Below are 18,627 nucleotides of genomic sequence, written 5' to 3' on the forward strand. Positions count from 1 at the left end.
CTCCGTGCGTCGGGGCGCTCAGAGCCACGCCGCCAGCTGCGGTGCGGGCGAGCCGTCGGTGGCGGTCACGGTGTGCGGGCGACCGGTGAGGTAGGCCGTCACGTCGGCGAGGGACCCGCCGACCTCGACGGGCGTCCCGGTCCCGGGGAGGTGCCACCTCTCGCCGGCGTCGGTGGCGGTGAGTACCACCGCGACGTCCGGCTTGGCGCCGCGCTTGCCCACGACGTCGTCGGCCAGAGCCGTCAGGAAGTCGGCGGGCAGGTCCGCGAAACCGATGCCGGCATCCAGGTCGACCGCGTGCACGTACACCTCACGGGTCCGCATCCACGGCACCTCGGTGGCCGGGACCGTGCGGCCCTGGGCCGTCAGCACCTCGGTGCGCCACTGCCGCTCGTCGAGGTCGGCCATGGCGGCGGCCAGTCGCTCGGCCGACTCCCGCAGCCACGTGGTCAGCTCGGACGCGGAACGGCGCGCACCCGCCTCGATGTCGGCGGCGCGCTGCTCCGGCGAGGAGTACATGGGGGTGCGCTCGCCGGTGGCCGCCCAGTGCACCAGGTTGCCCAGCGCGTCGGCGTTCGCCGCGAGGTGGGCGACGAGGTGCTTGCGCGTCCAGCCGGGCAGGCCCGACGGCGCCGACAGCTCGGCTTCATCCCACCCGGCGGTGGCACTCAGCACCAGGTCGGTGCCGCGCGCCATCCACCGCCGGGCGTCGTCGACGGTCCGGCGCATCAGGCACCGCTTTCCGCGACGACGGTGTTGGTGAGCCGCCCGATGCCGTCGATCTCGGTCACCACCGTCTCGCCGCCGGTCAGGTACCGCTTGGGGTCACGCGCGTGACCGACCCCGCCCGGCGTGCCGGTGGCGATGATGTCGCCGGGGTTGAGCCGGACGACGGTGGAGACGTACTCGACCAGGTCGACCGGGTCGAAGAGGAGGTCGCCGGTGTTGTCCTGCTGCATGACCTCGCCGTCGACGCTCAGGCGCACGTCCAGGGTGGGACGCACACCGCCCGGCAGCTCGTCCGGCGTCACGAGGTGCGGCCCCACCGGCGTGGAGGAGTCCCACATCTTGCCCTGCAGCCACTCGCGCGTGCGGAACTGCCAGTCGCGGCACGTGACGTCGTTGAGCACGGTGAAGCCCGCGATCGCGGACTCGGCGTCGGCGCCGCGAGCGCGCCGCACTCCGCGGCCGACGACGACGGCGAGCTCGACCTCCCAGTCGAACGCCTCGGTCTCGCCGGGGCGCACGATGTCGTCGGTGGCGCCGATGAGGCTGTCGGCGAACTTGGCGAACAGGGTCGGGTGCTCCGGCAGGTCGCGACCCATTTCCTGGATGTGGTTCTTGTAGTTCAACCCGACGCAGACGACCTTCGACGGGCGCGGGACGACGGGCGCGAAGTCCGCGCCGTCCCGGGCGTAGGTCTTGGCGGTGGAGGCGTCGACGGCCGCGACCGCGTCGGCCCAGCCGTCCCGGGCGAGCAGTTCCCCGACGTCGGAGGCGCCGAGGTCGATCAACGTCTCGTCGTCGACCCGGACCGCGCGGGTCGTGCCGTCGACTCGGAGGGTGGCGAGCTTCATCGGGAGGTTCCTTCCCTGTGGTCGGTGGAGGTTCGGTTCAACTTCAGTGCTTCGAAGACCGGGGAGTCGCTGAACCGGAAGAGGTCCAGGGCGCCGGAGTCGGAGTCGTCGCCGCTCGCCTCGGAGCGCACGGACAGCGGTTGCCAGGACGGGACGACGAACAGGTCGCCGCGCGTCACCGACCAGGTCTTCTCGCCGACGGTCACGGTGCCCGCGCCGTCGAAGACCTGATACACCGACGAGCCCGTCTCGCGCACCGGCGCGGTCTCGGCGCCGCGGGCGATGCGGTGGAACTCGGTGCGCAGGGTCGGCAGGACGTCCCCACCGGTGGCGGGATCGACGTAGCGCACCGCGGCGTGGCCGGGCTCGACCGTGCCGCCGTGGCCCTCCTGCTCCATCGCCAACTGGTCACTCAGCGCGCGGTCGGTGAACTCCCACTTGTACGCCAGCAGCGGTGTGCCGGGGCCGACCTCGCCGACGGACAGCGGGCGCAGCCCGGGGTGTCCCCACAGGCGCTCGGACCGCGAGCGGTCCGGGGTGGTGCGTTCGGCGTCGGAGAGCTCCTCCCGGCCGAACTCGAAGAACTGCGACTCGGTGAGGTACTGGTACGGGATGTCCAGGCCGTCGATCCACGCCATCGGCTCCGTCGTGCCGTTGTGGTGAGCGTGCCAGTTCCAGCCCGCCTGCGGGAGGAAGTCGCCGCGGCGCATGGGGACCGGGTCCCCGCCGACGACGGTCCAGACACCGGATCCCTCGACGACGAACCGGAAGGCGTGCTGGGTGTGCCGGTGTTCGGGCGCGTCCTCACCGGGCATCAGGTACTGGATCGCCGCCCACAGGGTGGGGGTCGCGAAGGGCCGCCCGCCCAGCGCGGGGTTGGCCAGTGCGATGGCTCGGCGTTCACCGCCGCGACCGACGGGGACGAGATCCCCCGCCTGCGCGGCCAACGCCCGCAGGTTGTCCCAGCGCCACAGGTGCGGGACGGCGGAGGAGCGGGGGTGCGCCGGCATCAGATCGCCGATCTCGGTCCACAGCGGAACCAGCAGTTCGCGCTCGAAACCGCGGTAGAGCTCTTCGAGTTCCGGGGTCACGTCCGGTTGGCCCGGCGCGTCGACGGCGCGGAGCCGGACGGGCGACGTCGTTGTGCTCGCCACAGGTGTGCTCATGCCGTTAGCGTGGTCACTGACCTCCCAGCAGAACGCAAGATTCTGCTCTCCAGAACAGCGGAGCCGATCAGCTGTGGACGAGAGCCAGAAGAACCCGCCGCCGTACGCCATCCGAAGCGTGGACCACGCGCTGCGGCTCGCCGCCATGCTGCAGTTGGAGGGTGCGCTGACGGTCTCGGAAGCGGCGCAGCGCCTCGGCGTCGCGCGCTCCACCGCGCACCGGTTGCTCGCGATGCTCGTGTACCGCGACTTCGCGGTGAAGGACGACCAGCACGTCTACCGGGCGGGCCCGGTGCTGGAGCTCGCCGCCCACTCGCCGTCGCAGACCTCACGACTGCGCTCGGCCGCGTTGCCGCACCTGCGACACCTGGTGGAACGCGTCGGCGAGTCGGCCAACCTCGCCGTGCGCACCGGGGACACGACGCGGTTCATCGCCAGCGTCGAGAGCCACCGCGCGCTGCGGGTCAGCAGTCGCGAGGGCATGGTGTTCCCGGCACATCGCACCACCGCCGGGTTGTTGTTGCTCGCCGACCTCCCCGACGACGAACTCGACGAACTCTACGCGCCGGACCACTACGAGGGCAGGCCGGAGGAGCGGCCGGACCCGCGTGCGCTCCGTACGGACCTGGCCCGGGTCCGGCGCAACGGGTTCGCTCTCAACGACGGCCGGTCGGAGCGCGGCGTCGTGGCGCTCGGGGTGGGAGTCCGGGAGCCCGACGGCACGGTGGCCGCCGGGCTGTCCGTCTCGATGCCGAGCGTGCGCTACGAGCGCCACCGCCTCCCCGAGCTGGTGAACACCCTGCGGGCCGCCGCCCGGTCCGTGGAGGCGAGTCTGTGACCCGCGACCCCGAGTGAAAATGCGTTGCCGGCGAGTCAGCTCGGTCAGGCACGATCGTGGCATGTACGCCTCGCACCATCCCGCACCCGCTCTCCGTGCCCAGGAGACGCTGCCCACCCTGACCACCGACCGGTTGACCCTGCGCCCCGCGGCCGTTGCCGACCTCGACGCCATGCACGCCTACCTCTCCCGGCAGGACGTGTGCCGGTACCTGCTGCACGAGCCGTTGTCCCACGACGAGGTCAAGGCCAAGCTCGTCGCGTGCGAAGAGCGTGCGACGTTGGGCGAGAAGGGTGACTTCGTCCGGCTGGCGGTGGTACGCGACGAGGACGGCGCCGTGGTGGGGGACGTGATCCTCGACATCACCGCGCCCGAGGCCGCCACCGTCGAGATCGGCTGGGTGTTCTCCCCGGACGTGGCGGGCCGGGGTTACGCCACCGAGGCCGCCGTGGCGTTGCGCGACTACGCCTTCGAGACTCTGAACGCTCACCGGATCGTGGCGCAGCTGCATCCGGACAACACGGCGTCGGCGCGGTTGTGCGAGCGGCTCGGGATGCGGCACGAGGCGCTGCACCGCGCCGACCTGTGGATCAAGGGTCACTGGGAGGACACGAGCATCTACGCCGTACTTCGCCACGAGTGGGCGGAGTCCCTCACGCCAGCAGAGCCCGTTCCTGCTCGGGAGTGAGCCCGCCGAGCGGGCCCCCACTCGCGCGGTGGTCGGCCAGCGCCGCGTGCACGGTGTCGGCGAGCGGCCGGATCGCCAGCCCCGCGGCCCACGCCGTGCGCGCGTCGTGGGAAACCATCCCGTAGTGGGTCTCGGGCAGCCACATCGGCAGTGAACCGTCGCCCGCCCACGGGCGGACTCCTGCCCGGACGAGGACGTCCGGGGCGATCGGGACGAGCTTCGTGCCCGCCGGTGCGGTCGACGCGGCGATCTCCTGCAGGGTCTCGCCGAGGTCGGCCACGGGGCTCACCGCGTCGAAGGTGCCGGTGACGCCGTCCTCGGCGGCCGAGACGATCCACGCCGCGAGATCGCGCACGTCGACGTGCTGGAACGGGTGGCCCGGCGCGTCGGGGACCACGACGCGGCCTCCCCGCGCGAACCGGGCGGGCCAGTAGTGGAACCGTCGCATGTAGTCGCCCGGGCCGGTGATCTGTCCCGGACGGACGACGAACGCCCGCTCACCCACGGCGTCGCGCACGAGGTTCTCGCTGGCCACCTCGACGGCGCCGTAGAACTCCGGGGTCACCTCCGCCATGGTCCGCTCACCGGGGTCGGGGATCGGGTCGAGCAGTGGTGCGTCCGTGGTCTGGTGCGGGGTCGCGGTGTCGGCGTAGACGTTGATGCTCGACACGTAGGTCCAGTGTCGAGCGTGCGCTCCGAACGCCTGGAGTGCGTCGCGCACCCAGCCCGGCGTCATCGTGGCCACGTCGACGACGGCGTCGAACCGTTCGCCGCGCAGCGCGTCGAGGGCGTTCGGCTCCCCGCGGTCGAGCACGACCGGGCGTACGCCGTCGGGGAACGGACCGGACTTGCCTCGGGCGACGCAGGTGACGTCGTGTCCACGACGGACCGCGTCGACGGCCACGGTGCGGGACAGAAACGACGTGCCACCGAGAACGAGTGTGCGCATGACCACGACTTTCCACGACCGGGCCGGTCGGCGACAGGGCACATCGCTGCGGGCGAACACGGCGCCCGCGTTTCACAGCGTGCCGGACCGGGTACCGACGGTGGGGTGAAAGCCAGAGTGTCGACCGAGCCGCGCCGCCGTCACCGCCGTGGACACGCTTGAGGGCCTCGCGGACCCGATCCGGCGCGTCGGGGTTCGCATCGAGGGTGTGGTGCAGGGTGTGGGGTTCCGGCCGTTCGTCCACGCGTCGGCGCAGCGCTTCGGCCTGACCGGACACGTCGGCAACGACACGGCCGGCGTCGTGATCGAGGCCGAGGGACCTTGCGAGGCGGTCGCCGGATTCCTCACGTCGTTGCGGGCGGACGCGCCTCCGCTGGCCACGGTCGAGCAGGTCGACGTCGTGGAACTCGTCCCGGCGGGCGGACGTGGGTTCCGGATCGTCGACAGCGATACCTCGGGTCCACGGGGTCCACGGGGTCCACGGGGTCCACGGCGGACACTCGTGTCGGCCGACTCGGCCACGTGCGAGGCGTGCCTGGCCGAGCTGTTCGACCCGCGCGACCGGCGTTACCGCTATCCGTTCGTCAACTGCACCGACTGCGGACCCCGTTACACGATCGTGCGGGACGTGCCCTACGACCGGCCGAACACGACCATGGCCGGATTCCCGTTGTGCGGCGAGTGCGCGCGCGAGTACCACGATCCGGCGGACCGGCGTTTCCATGCGCAGCCGGTGTGCTGTCCCGACTGCGGGCCCCGGCTCCGGATCGTCGACCCCGCCGGGCGGTCGCTGGGGGCCGACCCGGTGTCCCGGGCCGTGGAGCTGTTGCGTGCGGGCGACGTCGTGGCCGTCAAGGGACTCGGCGGGTACCACCTCGCCACCGACGCGACGAGCGACTCCGCCACCGCGGCGCTGCGGTCGCGCAAACACCGGGAGGACAAGGCGTTCGCCGTCATGGTGGCGACCCTCGACGACGCCCGGCGACTGTGTGCTGTGGACGACTGCGCGGCGCGGGCGCTGGTGGATCGGCGCCGCCCGATCGTGCTGCTCGACCGACGCCACCCCGACGGCGTCGCGGACGCCGTGGCTCCGGGGAACCGCAGGCTCGGCGTCATGCTCCCGTACACGCCGCTGCACCACCTCCTGCTGCGGGAGCTCGCCGCGCCGATCGTCCTCACCAGCGGCAATGTCTCCGACGAGCCGATCGCGTACACCGACGACGACGCGCTCGCGCGGCTGGGCGGCATCGCCGACGCGTTCCTGGTGCACGACCGTCCGATCCACGTCCGGGCCGACGACTCCGTGGTGAGCCCGTGGCGCGGCGACGCCGTGCCCGTGCGGCGTTCCCGCGGCTACGCCCCCGAGCCGATCACCTGCTCCCGCGAGTTCCCACGGCCCGTCCTGGCCTGCGGGGCGGAACTGAAGAACACCGTGTGTCTCGCCTCGGGACGCCGGGCGGTGCTGTCGCACCACATCGGCGACCTGAAGAACGCCGAGACGCTCCGGTCGTTCACCGAGGCGATCGAGCACCTGTCGCGGCTCTTCGACATCGAACCCGCCGTCGTGGCCCACGACCTGCATCCCGACTACGCCTCCACGCGGTACGCGCTGGAACGGACCGGCCTCGACCCCGTCGGGGTGCAGCACCACCACGCGCACGTGGCGGCGTGCCTGGCCGACAACGGAGTCGACGGTGGCGACGGCGTCGGCGGGGCTGACGACCGCGCCATCGGGGTGGCCTTCGACGGCACCGGTTACGGGCTCGACGGCACGGTGTGGGGTGGGGAGTTCCTCCTCGCCACCTGCGCGGACTTCGAGCGCGTCGGCCACCTGGCGACGGTGCCGATGCCCGGCGGCGAGGCCGCGGTGCGCGAGCCGTGGCGCATGGCGGCCGCGTACCTGCGCGGCGCTACGGACGGCGTGGACGGCGTGGACGACCTCGCGGTCGCCCGACGGCAGGGCGCGCGGTGGGACCAGGTGCGGCGGCTGCTCGACTCGCGGCTGAGCATGCCGGTGACGTCGAGCGCGGGACGGCTGTTCGACGCCGTCGCGGCCGTGCTCGGCGTGCGCGACACCGTCACCTACGAGGGCCAGGCGGCGATCGAACTGGAACAGCGTGCCGATGTCGGGCACTCCGACGGCTACGAGGTCGGGATCGCCGACGACGGGGGAATGCTCGTCGTGGACGGTCCCGGCCTGGTGCGGGCGGTCCTGGACGACCACCGGCGGGGAACCGACCTCGCGCTCGTGGCGGCCCGGTTCCACAACGCCCTCGCCGCGGCGGTGGCCCGCACCTGCCGGGAGATCGCCGACCGCACCGGCGTGCGCCTCGTCGCGCTGTCCGGCGGCGTGTTCGCCAACCGGTTCCTGCTCACCCGCACGGTCGAGGCGCTGGAGGGCGACAATCTCACCGTGCTCACCCACTCCCGGGTTCCGTGCAACGACGGCGGGCTCAGCTTCGGGCAAGCCGTCGTGGCGGGTGCACGCGATCGAGCGATGCGCTGAGGAGGAGCCGTGGTGCTGACCGTGCTGTGCGCGGTGTCGGCCGCGCTGTGCAACGCGCTGGGGTCGGTGCTGCAGCGCCGGGGCGCCCGTGCCCAGCCCGACGAGGCGCGCATGTCGGTCCGGCTGCTCTGGAACCTCGCCCACAGCCCGTCGTGGCTCGGCGGCATCGGGTTCATGCTCGCCGGGCTCGGTTTCCAGGTCGCCGCGCTGTCGACCGGTCCGATCTCGCTCGTGCAACCGATCCTCGTCGCGGAACTCGGCTTCACGCTGGTGTTGACGGCGATCCTGCTCGGCGCCCGGCTCCACCCTCGCGAGTGGATCGCCGTGCTCGGCATGAACGGCGGCATCGCGCTGCTGCTCGTCGCCGCGCAACCAGGCGGCGGAGACCCGCGGCAGGTGACCGGGCCCGTGTGGGTCGCGGGCTGCGCGATCACGCTCGCGTGCGTGGGCGGGTTCGTGTGGCTTGCGTTCCGTTACCGCTACGCGCACCGAGCCGCCTATCTCGGCATCGCCGCCGGCCTGCTCTTCGGGTTCCTCGCCGTCCTGGTCGCCGGTGTGACCGGCGCCTTCCCGGCGGGCCTCGGCGGGGTGCTGTCGGCGTGGCAGACCTATGCCGTGCTGCTGGTCGGGCCGACGAGCTTCCTCCTGCTCCAGGTGACGTTGCGGGCGGGCAGCCTGGTGGCCTCGCAACCGGGACTGACCCTGGCCAACCCGGTCGTCGGCATCGGCTGGGGCGTCGTCGTCTTCGGCGAGCAGGTGCGAGGCGGCGCGTGGATCACGGCTCAGATCGCCGGGTTCGCGATCATCGCCGCCTGCACCCTGCTGCTCGCCCGCTCACCGTCGCTGCACGGCTCCGCCGGCGCTCACGAGGACGCCGACGGCACGGCGCGCGACGACACGGGCGACACCGAGGAGCGGGACGGCATCGAGGCCGGGGACGGCACCGGGGACGACACCGGTGCGCCCGAGCGCAGCCCGAGCTGGGACCGCAACCAGGAGAACCACTGATCCAGGCCCTCGCCCGAGACGGCCGAGGTCACGAGCAGCTCGGCGGACGGGTTGATCCGCCGCAGGTGCCGCGCGAAGTGGTCGACCTCGAACGTCAGGTGGGGGATCAGGTCCGACTTGGTGAGCACCACGAGGTCGGCCGCACGGAACATGTGCGGATACTTCAGCGGCTTGTCCTCGCCCTCCGTCGTCGACGCCAGCACCACGCGGCGTCGCTCACCGAGGTCGAACAGGGCCGGGCACACCAGGTTGCCCACGTTCTCCACCACGACGAGCGACCGGCGGGGCGGGTCGAGTTCCCGGAGCGCCCGCGCCAGCATGTCGGCGTCGAGGTGACAGCCCGAGCCCGTGTTGATCTGCACGACGCGGCAGCCGACGGCGCGCAGCCGGTCGGCGTCGAGCGAGCCGGCCTGGTCGCCCTCCACGGCACCGACGAACACGTCGACGGTGAGTTCCCGCACCGTGCTCTCCAGCAGGGTCGTCTTGCCCGATCCCGGCGCGCTCATCAGGTTGACGGCGAAGCACTCCCGTGAGGCGAGCCAGGCGCGGTTGTCCTCGGCGATCTCGTCGTTCTTCGCGAGCACGTCGCGCTCGACGGCCACGGTGTCGCGGTGGCCCGTACCGGGGTGCTCGTCGGCGCCCCTGGACACCGTCTCGTTCGACACCTCGTCACACCCGCATGTCCCGCACATCGCGTGTCACCTCCACGTCGCGTATCCGAAGTTGTTGTCCCGATCTCACGTGTACGTCCATCGACCCGCACGGACAGGTGTCGAGGAACGACGACAGTTCCGTCTCCGCGTCGCACCGCGGGCACCAACCCGTGCCCGGCACGGTCTCGATCACCAGCTCCGCGCCCTCCACCGGTGTGCCGCGGGTGACGGCGTCGAAGCAGAACCGCACGGCGTCGACCTCGACGCCCGACAGGGCGCCGACCTCCAGCCGCACCGACAGCACGCGCGCACCACCGGTGTGGTCCACGACCGCGTCCACGACACTCTGCGTGATCGACAGCTCGTGCATGGTCAGCAGATGCGCGGCAGCGGGTCACCGACGAGGAGGTCGGCGATCCGCGTGCCACCGAAGGCGGTGTTGAGCAGCACGGTGCCCGCCGGGTCGGGGCCGACCCTGCCGATGACGGCGGCCTCGGCGCCCTGCGGATGACCTTGGAGCGCGGCCAGCGCCTCGTCGGCGTACGCGCCGTCGACGACCGCGACGAACCGGCCCTCGCAGGCGACGTAGAGCGGGTCGATACCCAGCAGCTCGCACGCACCGCGGACCTCGTCACGCACCGGTACGGCGTCCTCGTTCACGACCACGGACACGTCGGCCGCCCGGGCGATCTCGTTCAGCACGGTCGCAACCCCGCCCCGAGTCGCGTCCCGCATGGCCCGCACCCCGGGCACGGCGAGCAGCCGGGCACACAGGTCGGCCAGCGGCGCGGTGTCGGAGACGAGGTCGGCCTCCAGCTCCAGTTCGCCGCGGGCCAGCATCACGGTGACGCCGTGTTCGCCCACCGGACCCGAGACGACGATCGCGTCGCCGGGCCGCGCGGTGTGGATGCCCAGAGCACGATCCGTGGGCAGCAGTCCGATTCCCGTCGTGTTGACGTAGCAGCCGTCTCCGCTGCCCCGGCCGACGACCTTCGTGTCGCCGGTCACGAGTGCCACGCCCACGGCCTCGGCGCACTCCCGCATCGAGGCCACGATGCGCCGCAGGTCCTCGATCGGGAAGCCTTCCTCCAGGATGAACCCGCACGACAGGTACGCCGGGATCGCACCGGCCACGGCGAGGTCGTTGACGGTGCCGTTGACGGCGAGGTCGCCGATGTTGCCGCCGGGGAAGAACAGCGGCGACACGACGTACGAGTCGGTGGTCATGGCCAACCGGGTCCCGTCGAGCACGAGGTCGGCGGCGTCACCCAGCGGTTCGAGCAGCGCGTTGCGGAACGCCTCGACGAACACCGCCTCGATCAGCGTCTGGGTCGCCTTGCCGCCCGCGCCGTGTGCGGCTGTGATGCGTTCCTCCCGCACTCGCGGCTTGCGGCGCCGCGCCCGCTCGATGCGTTCCAGGACGTCGTCCTCGGTGCGCGCGCGGCTCATACGGTGCTCGCCTCCTTCACGCGCTGCCGGGTGAACCGGCCGAAGTTGTAGTAGGCGGCGCACGCGCCCTCCGGCGACACCATGCAGGTGCCGATGGGCGTCTCCGGGGTGCACGCGGTGCCGAAGACCTTGCACTCCCACGGCTTCAGCACGCCCTTGAGCACCTCGCCGCACTGGCACGACTTCGGGTCGGCGACCCGCACCCCGGGCAGGGTGAAGCGCCGCTCGGCGTCGAAGTGCGCGTACTCGTCGCGCAGTTGCAGCGCGGAGTGCGAGATGAAGCCCAGGCCGCGCCACTCGAAGTAGGGCCGCAGTCGCATCGTGCGGGCGATGGCGTCGAGCGCCACGGGATTGCCCTGCCACGGCACCACGCGGGCGTACTGGTTCTCCACCTCGCACCGGCCCTCCCGCAGCTGCCGGAGCAGGTAGTGCACCGACTGCAGGATGTCGAGCGGCTCGAACCCGGCCACCACCAGCGGTTTGCCGTAGTCGCGGGGGATGAACTCGTACGGGCGGCAGCCGATCACCGTGGAGACGTGGCCCGGCCCGAGGAAGCCGTCGAGCCGCAGGTCGGGGGAGTCCAGGATCGCCTTGATGCCGGGAATGATCGTGACGTGGTTGCAGAACACCGAGAAGTTCTCGATGCCCTCCCGCTCGGCGCGCAGCAACGTCATGGCGGTGGACGGCGCGGTGGTCTCGAAGCCGATCGCCATGAACACCACCTGCTTGTCGGGGTTCTGCTTGGCGATGCGCAGCGAGTCCAGCGGCGAGTACACCATGCGGATGTCGGTGCCCTCGGAGTTGGAGTCGAAGAACGTGCCGTTCGACCCCGGCACCCGCATCATGTCCCCGAACGACGTCATGATGACGTCGGGCAGGCTCGCGATGTGGATGGCGTCGTCGACGCGACCCATCGGGATCACGCACACCGGGCAGCCGGGCCCGTGCACGAGCGACACCTGCTCCGGCAGGTAGTCGGCGATCCCGTGCTTGTAGATGGTGTGGGTGTGCCCGCCGCACACCTCCATGAACTTGTACTCGCGGCCCGGTTCGCACAGCCCGGCGATCCTCGTCGCCAGGGCCCGGGCCGTGTCGGAGTCGCGGTACTCGTCGACAAAGCGCATCGTCGCCGCCTTCACTCGATCATCGATTGGCTCAGTGCGTCCATCTCGTCGGTGTAGGCACTGCCGAGCTCCTCCAGGTACCGCAGCACGGCCGCGGCCTCCTGTTCGTCGATCTTGGACAGTGCGAACCCGACGTGGATGAGGACCCAGTCACCCGGAACGGGCGGGTCGTCGGTGAGCAGGCCGATGTTGATCGCCCTGCGGACGCCGCTGACGTGGACCCTCGCGAGATCGGGTCGGTCCGGCAGGATCTCGACGATCTCACCGGGAATGCCGAGACACATCGACGCCACCCCTTTCCAGTGCGTCGCTGACGAGTTCCCGTACGCGCCGCGCCGCCTCGTCCACGGCCGCGGCCACCGGTTCGCTCAACCCCATGCCCTCCTCGAGGGTGAGTGGTTCGCAGCCCACGACGTAGATCCGGCCCGGCGTTCCCCCGAGCCTGCGCAGCAGGGCGAGCACGGCCGCCGGGTGCATGCCGTGGGCGTCGAGCACCGGCCCCTCGTCGCTGTGTGCGGCGCCGGGAACCGAGGTCGCGGGGTCGGCGTCGAGCACGTAGACCGTGCCCGGGGCCTCGCCCCGCTTCATGGCGTCGACGAAGATCGTGGTCTCGTACGCGCCGTCGAGCAGCTCGTACGCCAGGTGCACGCCCCGGATGCCGTAGTCGGCGACGACGGCCTCGGGCGGCAGGTCGCGGGTGGACAGACGCGAGACCACCTCGACCCCGAATCCGTCGTCGCCGTGGAACACGTTGCCGATGCCGGCGATGAGCACCCTGCTCGTCACGGCCGCACCTCCCCGCGATAGGGCTCGACCTCGGCGGTGGTGAAGTAGCGGAACCGGCCCTGCGCGAGCTGCCATTCCTCGGCCGGGTCTCCGTCCACGGTCACCGCGAGGAAGCAGGTGCCGTCGACGTCCTCCAGCACACTGCGCACGGTGGCCACGCGGCCGTCGACGAACATGTCCTGGGCGTCCGTGATGCGGCGGTTGCTGTTGTGCGGGCGCAGCACCACCTTGCTGCCCGTGCCGATCTCCGTGTCGCCCACGCGCACGACGCGGACCCGGCCGTGCATCGACTGCCGTGGCTGGTGGGGGAGGTTCTCGACGCGGTCGACGATGCGGCGGGCGCGTTCGTCGGTGGCGCGGGCCTCGCGCTTCTCCTCGTCGGTCATGGTGAGCGTGCGCAGGGTCAGCATCTCGTCGATCTCGCACGCGTCGAAGAAGTCGCCGGTGCTCGCCGGATCGACCTTCGGGTGGTCGTACAGGATGATCGGCGACGACAGCATCACGTCGTCGCTGCCGACCGGCCCCATCAGCACCGGCCAGGTGTGCTCGTTGACGCAGCCCTTCGCGTACTCCGTCGCCCAGTCGGGCGGGTCGAACAGCGACAGGAACCGGCCGCCCCGCAGGGTGAGCATGGTGTGGGCCGCGATGAGCGAGTGCCGCAGTGCCTCGTCGCGCGTGTGGTGCGTGCAGTCGACGGTCGCCGTGTTGGCCACCGTGACGTGCAGGCGCACCAGGCCCGGGAGACGTTCGGCGCGGCACCGCAGCTCGGCCATCAGGGGCTGCTTGCGGCGCACCACCCGACCGCCGTCCACCGCGGTGATCGACTCACCGCCGCGCACGACCACCGGCAGGTACTGTTCGGACTCCAGCAGGCGGCGAACCGGCACCGTGACCTCGTGCTCGAACTCCACCGCTTCGTCCCAGGGCAGGATCTCGTCCTCGCCGACGATCAGCGCGTCGACCTCCCGGTACCCGCCGGGGACGTCGTCCCGCTCGATCTCCACGGTGCGCCGCTGGGCCTGGAGGAACCGGACCCGGATGTGCAGCTCCGCGTCGAGCTCCACCTCGGCGAGGCACTCGGTCCGGCACGCGGTGTGCTCGCCCGTGCCCGTCGCCGCGTACGACGGCGGCACCAGCACCCCGAACTGCCAGCGGACGTGGTTCTTCTGCGCGCTCGCCCGGTACGGGTAGAGGACGTAGCCCTCGTAGAGCACGGCGTCCGCGACCGCCTTGACCCCTTCCAGCGCTGCTCCGTCGGTCATCGCGCACCGTCCGCCGCGAGTTCGGCGAGCACGTGGTAGATCGTCGTCTGGGCTTCCTGCACGCGGTGCACGGACGCCGACGGCACCTCGAAGAGGAAGTCGATCGAGTCGAGTTCGGCCATCCGGCCTCCGCCGCCGCCCGTGATGCCGACCGTGAGCATCCCGATCCGGTGGGCCTCGTCGAACGCGGCGAGCAGGTTCGTCGAGTTGCCGCTGGTGGACAGGCCCACGGCCAGATCGCCGGGGCGGCCGAACGCGGCCAGCTGCCGGGAGAACACCAGGTCGAAGCCCACGTCGTTGCTCAACGCCGTGACCACGGCCGCCTCGGCGGTGAGGGCGAACGCCGGCAGGGGCGGAGTCCCCGGCGGCGGGTCGAGGAACTGGGTCGTGAGGTCGGCGGCGTCGGTGGAACTGCCGCCGTTGCCGAAGGCGAACAACCGCCCGCCGCGGCCGAACCGCTCGGCCATCGCCGCGCCGCAGGCAGCGAGCTTCTCACCCTGCTCGCGGTGCACCCGCCGACGCAGTTCCATGATCTCCCGCGCCTTGTCCTCGGTCGAGCGGCGCACCTCGGCGAGCACGGCGTCGACGGACGTCGTCCCGTCGTCGGCGGTGTCGTAGAGGAACGGGTACAGCGAGCTCATCGCATCGGTCATCGGGGCACTCCGATCGCTTCTTTGGCGTGCACCAGCAGGGCGGCGCCCGGGCGCAGGCACGCGGGGTCCACGAGCGCGACGCTGACCTCCTCGTGGCCCGCCCCCGTGTCCACGAGGGCGAGGTCGTCGCCGAGCAGCCGCAGCAGGCGCACCACGACGGCGGTGTCGGAGCAGGTCACGCAGACCTCGTCGGTGCAGGCGAGCTGGTCGTCTCCGGTCATGACGCGGCCTTTCGCGTCAGCACACCCGGGTGTTCGAGGAACACGTGCACCAGCTCCCACAGGACGTGGTACATCGTCACGTGCACCTCCTTGACGACCCGGGGATCGTGGGAGTCGGCGCGCAGCACGTGGTCGACCGCCTCGCTTTCGGCCACCGCGCCGCCGTCGCCGCCCACCAGCGCGACGGTGAGCATGCCGAGCTCACGCGCCTGCTCGAAGCCCCGCACCACGTTGGCGCAGTCGCCGTCCACGGACAGCCCGAGCGCGATGTCGTCGGCCCCGGCGAGGTGCCGCAGCTGGTGGGCGAACACCTCGTCGAACCCCACCCGCGCGGCGATCCCGGTCATGGTCGCGATGTCGGCGGTCAACGACAGCGCGGGCAGCGCGCGCTTGCCCACGATCACGGGATGCACGAACTCCACGGAGATGTGCTGCGCATCGGTCGAGCCGCCGCCGTTGCCGAACACGACGAGCGTGCCGCCGCGATGGAACCGCGCGGCCATCGCGTGGCAGGCGCGAGCCACCGGCTCGGCTTCGGTCAACAACGTGTCCAGCGGGTCCCTGCGGCGCTCCAGCGCCTCGTCGACGCGGACGGCGAGGGGATGACGGTCGGTCAATGGTCGTCCCGACTTTCGCTTTCGATCACTGTGGACGGTCCGAGCGGGCTGCTTCCCGGACCGGGGGATGACCTGACGTTACGATTCGCGCACAGGCAGCACAAATCGATGTTCCACGCCTGAATGTCTTGCTGTGCAAGGCAAAACTCGTCTTGCTACCCCACTTCGGAACGTCCCAAACCTGTCCACTCCGGACGGGAGACGAGCCGTGCGATCTCGGCTCCTCGCGCGCACTGTGGACCCATGACCACACAGGCCAGCGCCACCGGCGTCGACGAGGTGCACATCCTGTGGACCTCGGAGGGTATGAGCTGCGACGGCGACACCGTGTCCGTCACCGCCGCGTCACTGCCGAGCATCGAGGACGTGGTGCTCCAGGCCGTGCCCGGCATCCCCAAGGTGCACCTGCACAACAAGGTGCTCGCCTACGAGACCGGCGACGACTTCCTCCAACCGTTCTTCCAGGCCGCGAACGACGAGCTCGACGCGCCGTTCATCCTCGTCGTGGAGGGGTCCATCCCCAACGAGAACATCCACGCCGAGGACGGCTTCTGGACCGCGATGGGCAACGACCCGGAGACCGGGCAGCCCAAGACACTCAACCGGTGGCTCGACGAACTCGCCCCGAAAGCGTGGGCCGTCGTCGCGATCGGGACCTGCGCCACCTACGGCGGCATTCACGCGATGGCGGGAAACCCGACCGGCTGCATGGGGCTCGTCGACTACCTCGGTGAGGACTTCCGGTCGGCCGGTGGTCTCCCGGTGATCAACGTTCCGGGCTGCCCGGTGCAGCCGGACAACTTCATGGAGACCCTGCTCTGGGTGCTCCACCAGGCGGCGGGCCTCGCGCCGACCATCCCGTTGGACGACCAGCTGCGCCCGCAGTGGCTGTTCGGCAAGACCGTGCACGAGGGCTGCGATCGCGCGGCCTACTACGAGCAGGCCGACTTCGCCCACGACTACAACTCGCCGAAGTGCCAGGTCAAGATCGGCTGTTGGGGCCCGGTCGTCAACTGCAACGTCACCAAGCGCGGCTGGATGGACGGCGTCGGCGGCTGCCCGAACGTCGGCGGCGTGTGCATCGGCTGCACCATGCCCGGCTTCCCCGACAAGTTCATGCCCTTCATGGACGAACCACCCGGCGGCTCGCTGTCCTCGGCGATGCTGCGCGTGTACGGCCCGCTCGTGCGCACCCTGCGCAGCATCACGAACAAGAGCGCGAACACCGAGCCGAAGTGGCGCCATCCCGGCGACAAGCTCACCACCGGCTACCAGCCCCGTTACCCCCGAGCCTGACCACCCGCCAGCAGGAGCGACTCACCCATGTCCCAGACACAGCGCGAGGTCCACACCACGACACAGCGGGAGCTGGTCGAGGTCAACTTCGATCCGATCACGCGGATCATCGGCAACCTCGGCATCTACACGAAGGTGGACTTCACCAACAACGAGGTGGTCGAGTGCCGCAGCACCTCGTCGCTGTTCCGCGGCTACAGCGTGTTCATGAAGGGCAAGGACCCTCGCGACTCGCACTTCATCACCAGCCGCATCTGCGGCATCTGCGGTGACAACCACGCCGTGTGCTCGATCTACGCCCAGAACATGGCATACGGCGTCAAACCGCCACCGCTGGCCGACCTCATCATCAACCTCGGCGAGGCGGCCGAGTTCATGTTCGACCACACGATCTTCCAGGACAACATGGTCTTCGTCGACTTCTGCGAACGCATGGTCGCCGAGACCAACCCGGGCCTGCTCAAGCGGGCTGAGACGACCGAGGCGCCCCGGGGCGCGGTGCACGGCTACCGGAGCATCGCCGACATCATGCGGGCGTTCAACCCGTTCGAGGGCGAGGTCTACAAGCGCGCCCTGGAGATCAGCCGCATCACCCGCGAGATGTGCTGCCTCATGGAAGGCCGGCACGTGCACCCGTCGACGCTGTACCCCGGCGGGGTGGGGACCGTGGCGACGCCGCAGGTGTTCACCGACTACCTGTCGCGTCTGCTGCGCTGCCTCGACTTCGTCAAGCACGCGGTGGCCATGAACGACGACGTGTTCGACTTCTTCTACGACGCGTTGCCGGGCTACGAGGAGGTCGGTCGCCGGCGGATCATGCTCGGCTGCTGGGGCTGCTTCCAGGACCCGTACTCGGTGGACTACCGCTACGAGAACATGGCGAGCTGGGGGCGCGACATGTACGTCTCGCCCGGCATCGTGGTGGACGGCGAGCTGCTCACCAACAACCTTGTCGACATCAACCTCGGCATGCGCATCCTGCTCGGCAGCTCCTACTACGACGACTGGGCGAACGAACAGACCTTCGTGACGCGGGACCCGCTCGGCAACCCCGTCGACCAGCGGCATCCCTGGAACCAGACCACGCTGCCCGTGCCGCAGGCCCGCGACCTGGAGAACGGCAACTACAGCTGGGTGATGAGCCCCCGCTGGTTCGACCCGGCGAGTCAGGAACACCTGGCCCTCGACACCGGCGGCGGCCCGCTCGCGAGGCTGTGGTCGACGGCGTTGAACGGCCTGGTGGACACGCCCTACGTGAAGGCCACCGGCGGTGCCGTGCGCATCGACCTGCCCGCCACCCCGCAGACCTCCGAGCTGCGCCTGGAGTGGCGGCCCCCGAAGTACGCCAACACGCTCGAACGCAACCGGGCGCGCATGTACTTCGTCGCCTACGCCGCGGGCATGGCGCTGCACTTCGTCGAGCGGGCACTGCAGGAGGTTCGCTCCGGCAACACGAAGGTGTTCGAGAACTTCGACGTGCCCGACGAGGCCATTGGCGTCGGATTCCACGAGGCCGTGCGCGGCGTGCTGTCGCACCACATGGTGATCAAGGACGGCAAGATCGCCAACTACCACCCCTACCCGCCGACACCGTGGAACGCGAGCCCGCGCGACGTCCACGGCACCCCGGGGCCCTACGAGGACGCGGTGCAGGGCACCCCGATCTTCGAGGAGAACGGCCGGGAGAACTTCAAGGGCATCGACATCATGCGCACGGTGCGCAGCTTCGACCCCTGCCTGCCGTGCGGCGTGCACATGTACCTCGGCGAGGGGCAGGTCCTCAAGAAGGTCGCCTCGCCCACCTTCGGCGCCGCGCACCCGGGGCAGTGACCGC

19 protein-coding genes and 1 pseudogene are annotated in these 18,627 nt (G+C 71.0%); 6 read left to right on the forward strand and 14 right to left on the reverse strand.

The features are described 5' to 3' along the window. Window positions 1–18: 18 nt before the first annotated feature. The 3 genes from SACAZDRAFT_RS17475 to SACAZDRAFT_RS17485 are packed head-to-tail and all read right to left on the reverse strand — an operon-like array spanning window position 19 to window position 2,743. A complete protein-coding gene (locus SACAZDRAFT_RS17475; protein WP_005443900.1) occupies window positions 19–729 on the reverse strand; it encodes a maleylpyruvate isomerase family mycothiol-dependent enzyme in 711 nt (236 codons plus the stop codon). Beyond that, window positions 729–1,577 carry a fumarylacetoacetate hydrolase family protein gene (locus SACAZDRAFT_RS17480; protein WP_005443901.1) on the reverse strand — a complete coding sequence of 283 codons (849 nt, stop codon included), beginning with the start codon at window positions 1,575–1,577 and terminating at the stop codon, window positions 729–731. Before SACAZDRAFT_RS17480 ends, SACAZDRAFT_RS17475 begins: the two co-directional genes overlap by 1 nt. Further along, window positions 1,574–2,743: a cupin domain-containing protein gene (locus SACAZDRAFT_RS17485; RefSeq protein WP_005443903.1), complete on the reverse strand. Its 1,170-nt coding sequence runs from the start codon at window positions 2,741–2,743 to the stop codon at window positions 1,574–1,576. Before SACAZDRAFT_RS17485 ends, SACAZDRAFT_RS17480 begins: the two co-directional genes overlap by 4 nt. 73 nt (window positions 2,744–2,816) lie before the next feature. Here SACAZDRAFT_RS17485 and SACAZDRAFT_RS17490 point away from each other — a divergent pair, with 73 nt between their 5' ends. Next, on the forward strand, window positions 2,817–3,581 hold the full coding sequence (locus SACAZDRAFT_RS17490; protein WP_005443905.1) for an IclR family transcriptional regulator: 765 nt from the start codon (window positions 2,817–2,819) through the stop codon (window positions 3,579–3,581). A gap of 61 nt (window positions 3,582–3,642) precedes the next feature. Next, window positions 3,643–4,269 (forward strand): GNAT family N-acetyltransferase, encoded by a 627-nt coding sequence (locus SACAZDRAFT_RS17495; protein WP_005443907.1) that lies wholly within the window; start codon window positions 3,643–3,645, stop codon window positions 4,267–4,269. Here the strand turns inward: SACAZDRAFT_RS17495 and SACAZDRAFT_RS17500 are convergent. Continuing rightward, the gene (locus tag SACAZDRAFT_RS17500) at window positions 4,235–5,218 is read right to left on the reverse strand and encodes an NAD-dependent epimerase/dehydratase family protein (RefSeq protein ID WP_005443909.1); all 984 of its coding nucleotides are present in this window, start codon (window positions 5,216–5,218) and stop codon (window positions 4,235–4,237) included. The two genes, SACAZDRAFT_RS17495 and SACAZDRAFT_RS17500, sit on opposite strands and share 35 nt — an antisense overlap. 148 nt (window positions 5,219–5,366) lie before the next feature. Between SACAZDRAFT_RS17500 and hypF the strand changes: the two genes are divergently transcribed. Both hypF and SACAZDRAFT_RS17510 read left to right on the forward strand, forming a co-directional pair. Then, complete coding sequence (gene hypF, locus SACAZDRAFT_RS17505; RefSeq protein ID WP_005443911.1) at window positions 5,367–7,724, forward strand: carbamoyltransferase HypF; 2,358 nt, start codon at window positions 5,367–5,369, stop codon at window positions 7,722–7,724. Between the two features lie 66 nt (window positions 7,725–7,790). Next, window positions 7,791–8,501, forward strand: a pseudogene (locus SACAZDRAFT_RS17510) (DMT family transporter); the annotation flags it as partial. Between the two features lie 86 nt (window positions 8,502–8,587). Here SACAZDRAFT_RS17510 and hypB read toward each other — a convergent pair. The 10 genes from hypB to SACAZDRAFT_RS17560 are packed head-to-tail and all read right to left on the reverse strand — an operon-like array spanning window position 8,588 to window position 15,497. Then, window positions 8,588–9,424, reverse strand: coding sequence for a hydrogenase nickel incorporation protein HypB (hypB, locus tag SACAZDRAFT_RS22630; RefSeq protein ID WP_005443916.1), 837 nt, complete (start codon window positions 9,422–9,424; stop codon window positions 8,588–8,590). Then, window positions 9,402–9,755, reverse strand: coding sequence for a hydrogenase maturation nickel metallochaperone HypA/HybF (locus SACAZDRAFT_RS17520; RefSeq protein ID WP_005443917.1), 354 nt, complete (start codon window positions 9,753–9,755; stop codon window positions 9,402–9,404). Before SACAZDRAFT_RS17520 ends, hypB begins: the two co-directional genes overlap by 23 nt. Window positions 9,756–9,757: 2 nt before the next feature. Then, window positions 9,758–10,834 (reverse strand): hydrogenase expression/formation protein HypE, encoded by a 1,077-nt coding sequence (gene hypE / locus SACAZDRAFT_RS17525; RefSeq protein WP_005443918.1) that lies wholly within the window; start codon window positions 10,832–10,834, stop codon window positions 9,758–9,760. After that, window positions 10,831–11,958, reverse strand: coding sequence for a hydrogenase formation protein HypD (gene hypD / locus SACAZDRAFT_RS17530; protein ID WP_005443919.1), 1,128 nt, complete (start codon window positions 11,956–11,958; stop codon window positions 10,831–10,833). Before hypD ends, hypE begins: the two co-directional genes overlap by 4 nt. Window positions 11,959–11,969: 11 nt before the next feature. Beyond that, a complete protein-coding gene (locus SACAZDRAFT_RS17535; RefSeq protein ID WP_005443920.1) occupies window positions 11,970–12,242 on the reverse strand; it encodes a HypC/HybG/HupF family hydrogenase formation chaperone in 273 nt (90 codons plus the stop codon). Continuing rightward, window positions 12,220–12,744, reverse strand: coding sequence for a hydrogenase maturation protease (locus SACAZDRAFT_RS17540; protein WP_005443921.1), 525 nt, complete (start codon window positions 12,742–12,744; stop codon window positions 12,220–12,222). Before SACAZDRAFT_RS17540 ends, SACAZDRAFT_RS17535 begins: the two co-directional genes overlap by 23 nt. Further along, window positions 12,741–14,006, reverse strand: coding sequence for a hypothetical protein (locus tag SACAZDRAFT_RS17545; protein WP_005443923.1), 1,266 nt, complete (start codon window positions 14,004–14,006; stop codon window positions 12,741–12,743). The genes SACAZDRAFT_RS17540 and SACAZDRAFT_RS17545 overlap by 4 nt, the downstream gene beginning before the upstream one ends. Continuing rightward, the gene (locus SACAZDRAFT_RS17550; RefSeq protein ID WP_005443926.1) at window positions 14,003–14,659 is read right to left on the reverse strand and encodes a D-sedoheptulose-7-phosphate isomerase; all 657 of its coding nucleotides are present in this window, start codon (window positions 14,657–14,659) and stop codon (window positions 14,003–14,005) included. The genes SACAZDRAFT_RS17545 and SACAZDRAFT_RS17550 overlap by 4 nt, the downstream gene beginning before the upstream one ends. Continuing rightward, window positions 14,656–14,880, reverse strand: coding sequence for a hydrogenase assembly protein HupF (locus SACAZDRAFT_RS17555; RefSeq protein WP_005443927.1), 225 nt, complete (start codon window positions 14,878–14,880; stop codon window positions 14,656–14,658). Before SACAZDRAFT_RS17555 ends, SACAZDRAFT_RS17550 begins: the two co-directional genes overlap by 4 nt. Beyond that, on the reverse strand, window positions 14,877–15,497 hold the full coding sequence (locus SACAZDRAFT_RS17560; RefSeq protein ID WP_005443928.1) for a D-sedoheptulose-7-phosphate isomerase: 621 nt from the start codon (window positions 15,495–15,497) through the stop codon (window positions 14,877–14,879). Before SACAZDRAFT_RS17560 ends, SACAZDRAFT_RS17555 begins: the two co-directional genes overlap by 4 nt. A 243-nt stretch (window positions 15,498–15,740) precedes the next feature. Here SACAZDRAFT_RS17560 and SACAZDRAFT_RS17565 point away from each other — a divergent pair, with 243 nt between their 5' ends. Both SACAZDRAFT_RS17565 and SACAZDRAFT_RS17570 read left to right on the forward strand, forming a co-directional pair. Further along, window positions 15,741–16,793, forward strand: a complete 1,053-nt coding sequence (locus tag SACAZDRAFT_RS17565) for an NADH-quinone oxidoreductase subunit B family protein (RefSeq protein ID WP_005443930.1) — start codon at window positions 15,741–15,743, stop codon at window positions 16,791–16,793. 27 nt (window positions 16,794–16,820) lie between these two features. Continuing rightward, window positions 16,821–18,623, forward strand: a complete 1,803-nt coding sequence (locus tag SACAZDRAFT_RS17570) for a nickel-dependent hydrogenase large subunit (protein ID WP_005443931.1) — start codon at window positions 16,821–16,823, stop codon at window positions 18,621–18,623. Window positions 18,624–18,627 lie beyond the last annotated feature (4 nt).

The organism is Saccharomonospora azurea NA-128 (assembly GCF_000231055.2).
Taxonomy (GTDB): Bacteria; Actinomycetota; Actinomycetes; order Mycobacteriales; family Pseudonocardiaceae; genus Saccharomonospora; species Saccharomonospora azurea.

Coding starts and splice junctions, on each gene's coding strand:
- SACAZDRAFT_RS17475 (WP_005443900.1), bottom strand. CDS start 729: ATGCGCCGGACCGTCGACGACGCCCGGCGGTGGATGGCGCGCGGCACC.
- SACAZDRAFT_RS17480 (WP_005443901.1), bottom strand. CDS start 1,577: ATGAAGCTCGCCACCCTCCGAGTCGACGGCACGACCCGCGCGGTCCGG.
- SACAZDRAFT_RS17485 (WP_005443903.1), bottom strand. CDS start 2,743: ATGAGCACACCTGTGGCGAGCACAACGACGTCGCCCGTCCGGCTCCGC.
- SACAZDRAFT_RS17495 (WP_005443907.1), top strand. CDS start 3,643: ATGTACGCCTCGCACCATCCCGCACCCGCTCTCCGTGCCCAGGAGACG.
- SACAZDRAFT_RS17500 (WP_005443909.1), bottom strand. CDS start 5,218: ATGCGCACACTCGTTCTCGGTGGCACGTCGTTTCTGTCCCGCACCGTG.
- hypB (WP_005443916.1), bottom strand. CDS start 9,424: ATGTGCGGGACATGCGGGTGTGACGAGGTGTCGAACGAGACGGTGTCC.
- SACAZDRAFT_RS17520 (WP_005443917.1), bottom strand. CDS start 9,755: ATGCACGAGCTGTCGATCACGCAGAGTGTCGTGGACGCGGTCGTGGAC.
- hypE (WP_005443918.1), bottom strand. CDS start 10,834: ATGAGCCGCGCGCGCACCGAGGACGACGTCCTGGAACGCATCGAGCGG.
- hypD (WP_005443919.1), bottom strand. CDS start 11,958: ATGCGCTTTGTCGACGAGTACCGCGACTCCGACACGGCCCGGGCCCTG.
- SACAZDRAFT_RS17535 (WP_005443920.1), bottom strand. CDS start 12,242: ATGTGTCTCGGCATTCCCGGTGAGATCGTCGAGATCCTGCCGGACCGA.
- SACAZDRAFT_RS17545 (WP_005443923.1), bottom strand. CDS start 14,006: ATGACCGACGGAGCAGCGCTGGAAGGGGTCAAGGCGGTCGCGGACGCC.
- SACAZDRAFT_RS17550 (WP_005443926.1), bottom strand. CDS start 14,659: ATGACCGATGCGATGAGCTCGCTGTACCCGTTCCTCTACGACACCGCC.
- SACAZDRAFT_RS17555 (WP_005443927.1), bottom strand. CDS start 14,880: ATGACCGGAGACGACCAGCTCGCCTGCACCGACGAGGTCTGCGTGACC.
- SACAZDRAFT_RS17565 (WP_005443930.1), top strand. CDS start 15,741: ATGACCACACAGGCCAGCGCCACCGGCGTCGACGAGGTGCACATCCTG.
- SACAZDRAFT_RS17570 (WP_005443931.1), top strand. CDS start 16,821: ATGTCCCAGACACAGCGCGAGGTCCACACCACGACACAGCGGGAGCTG.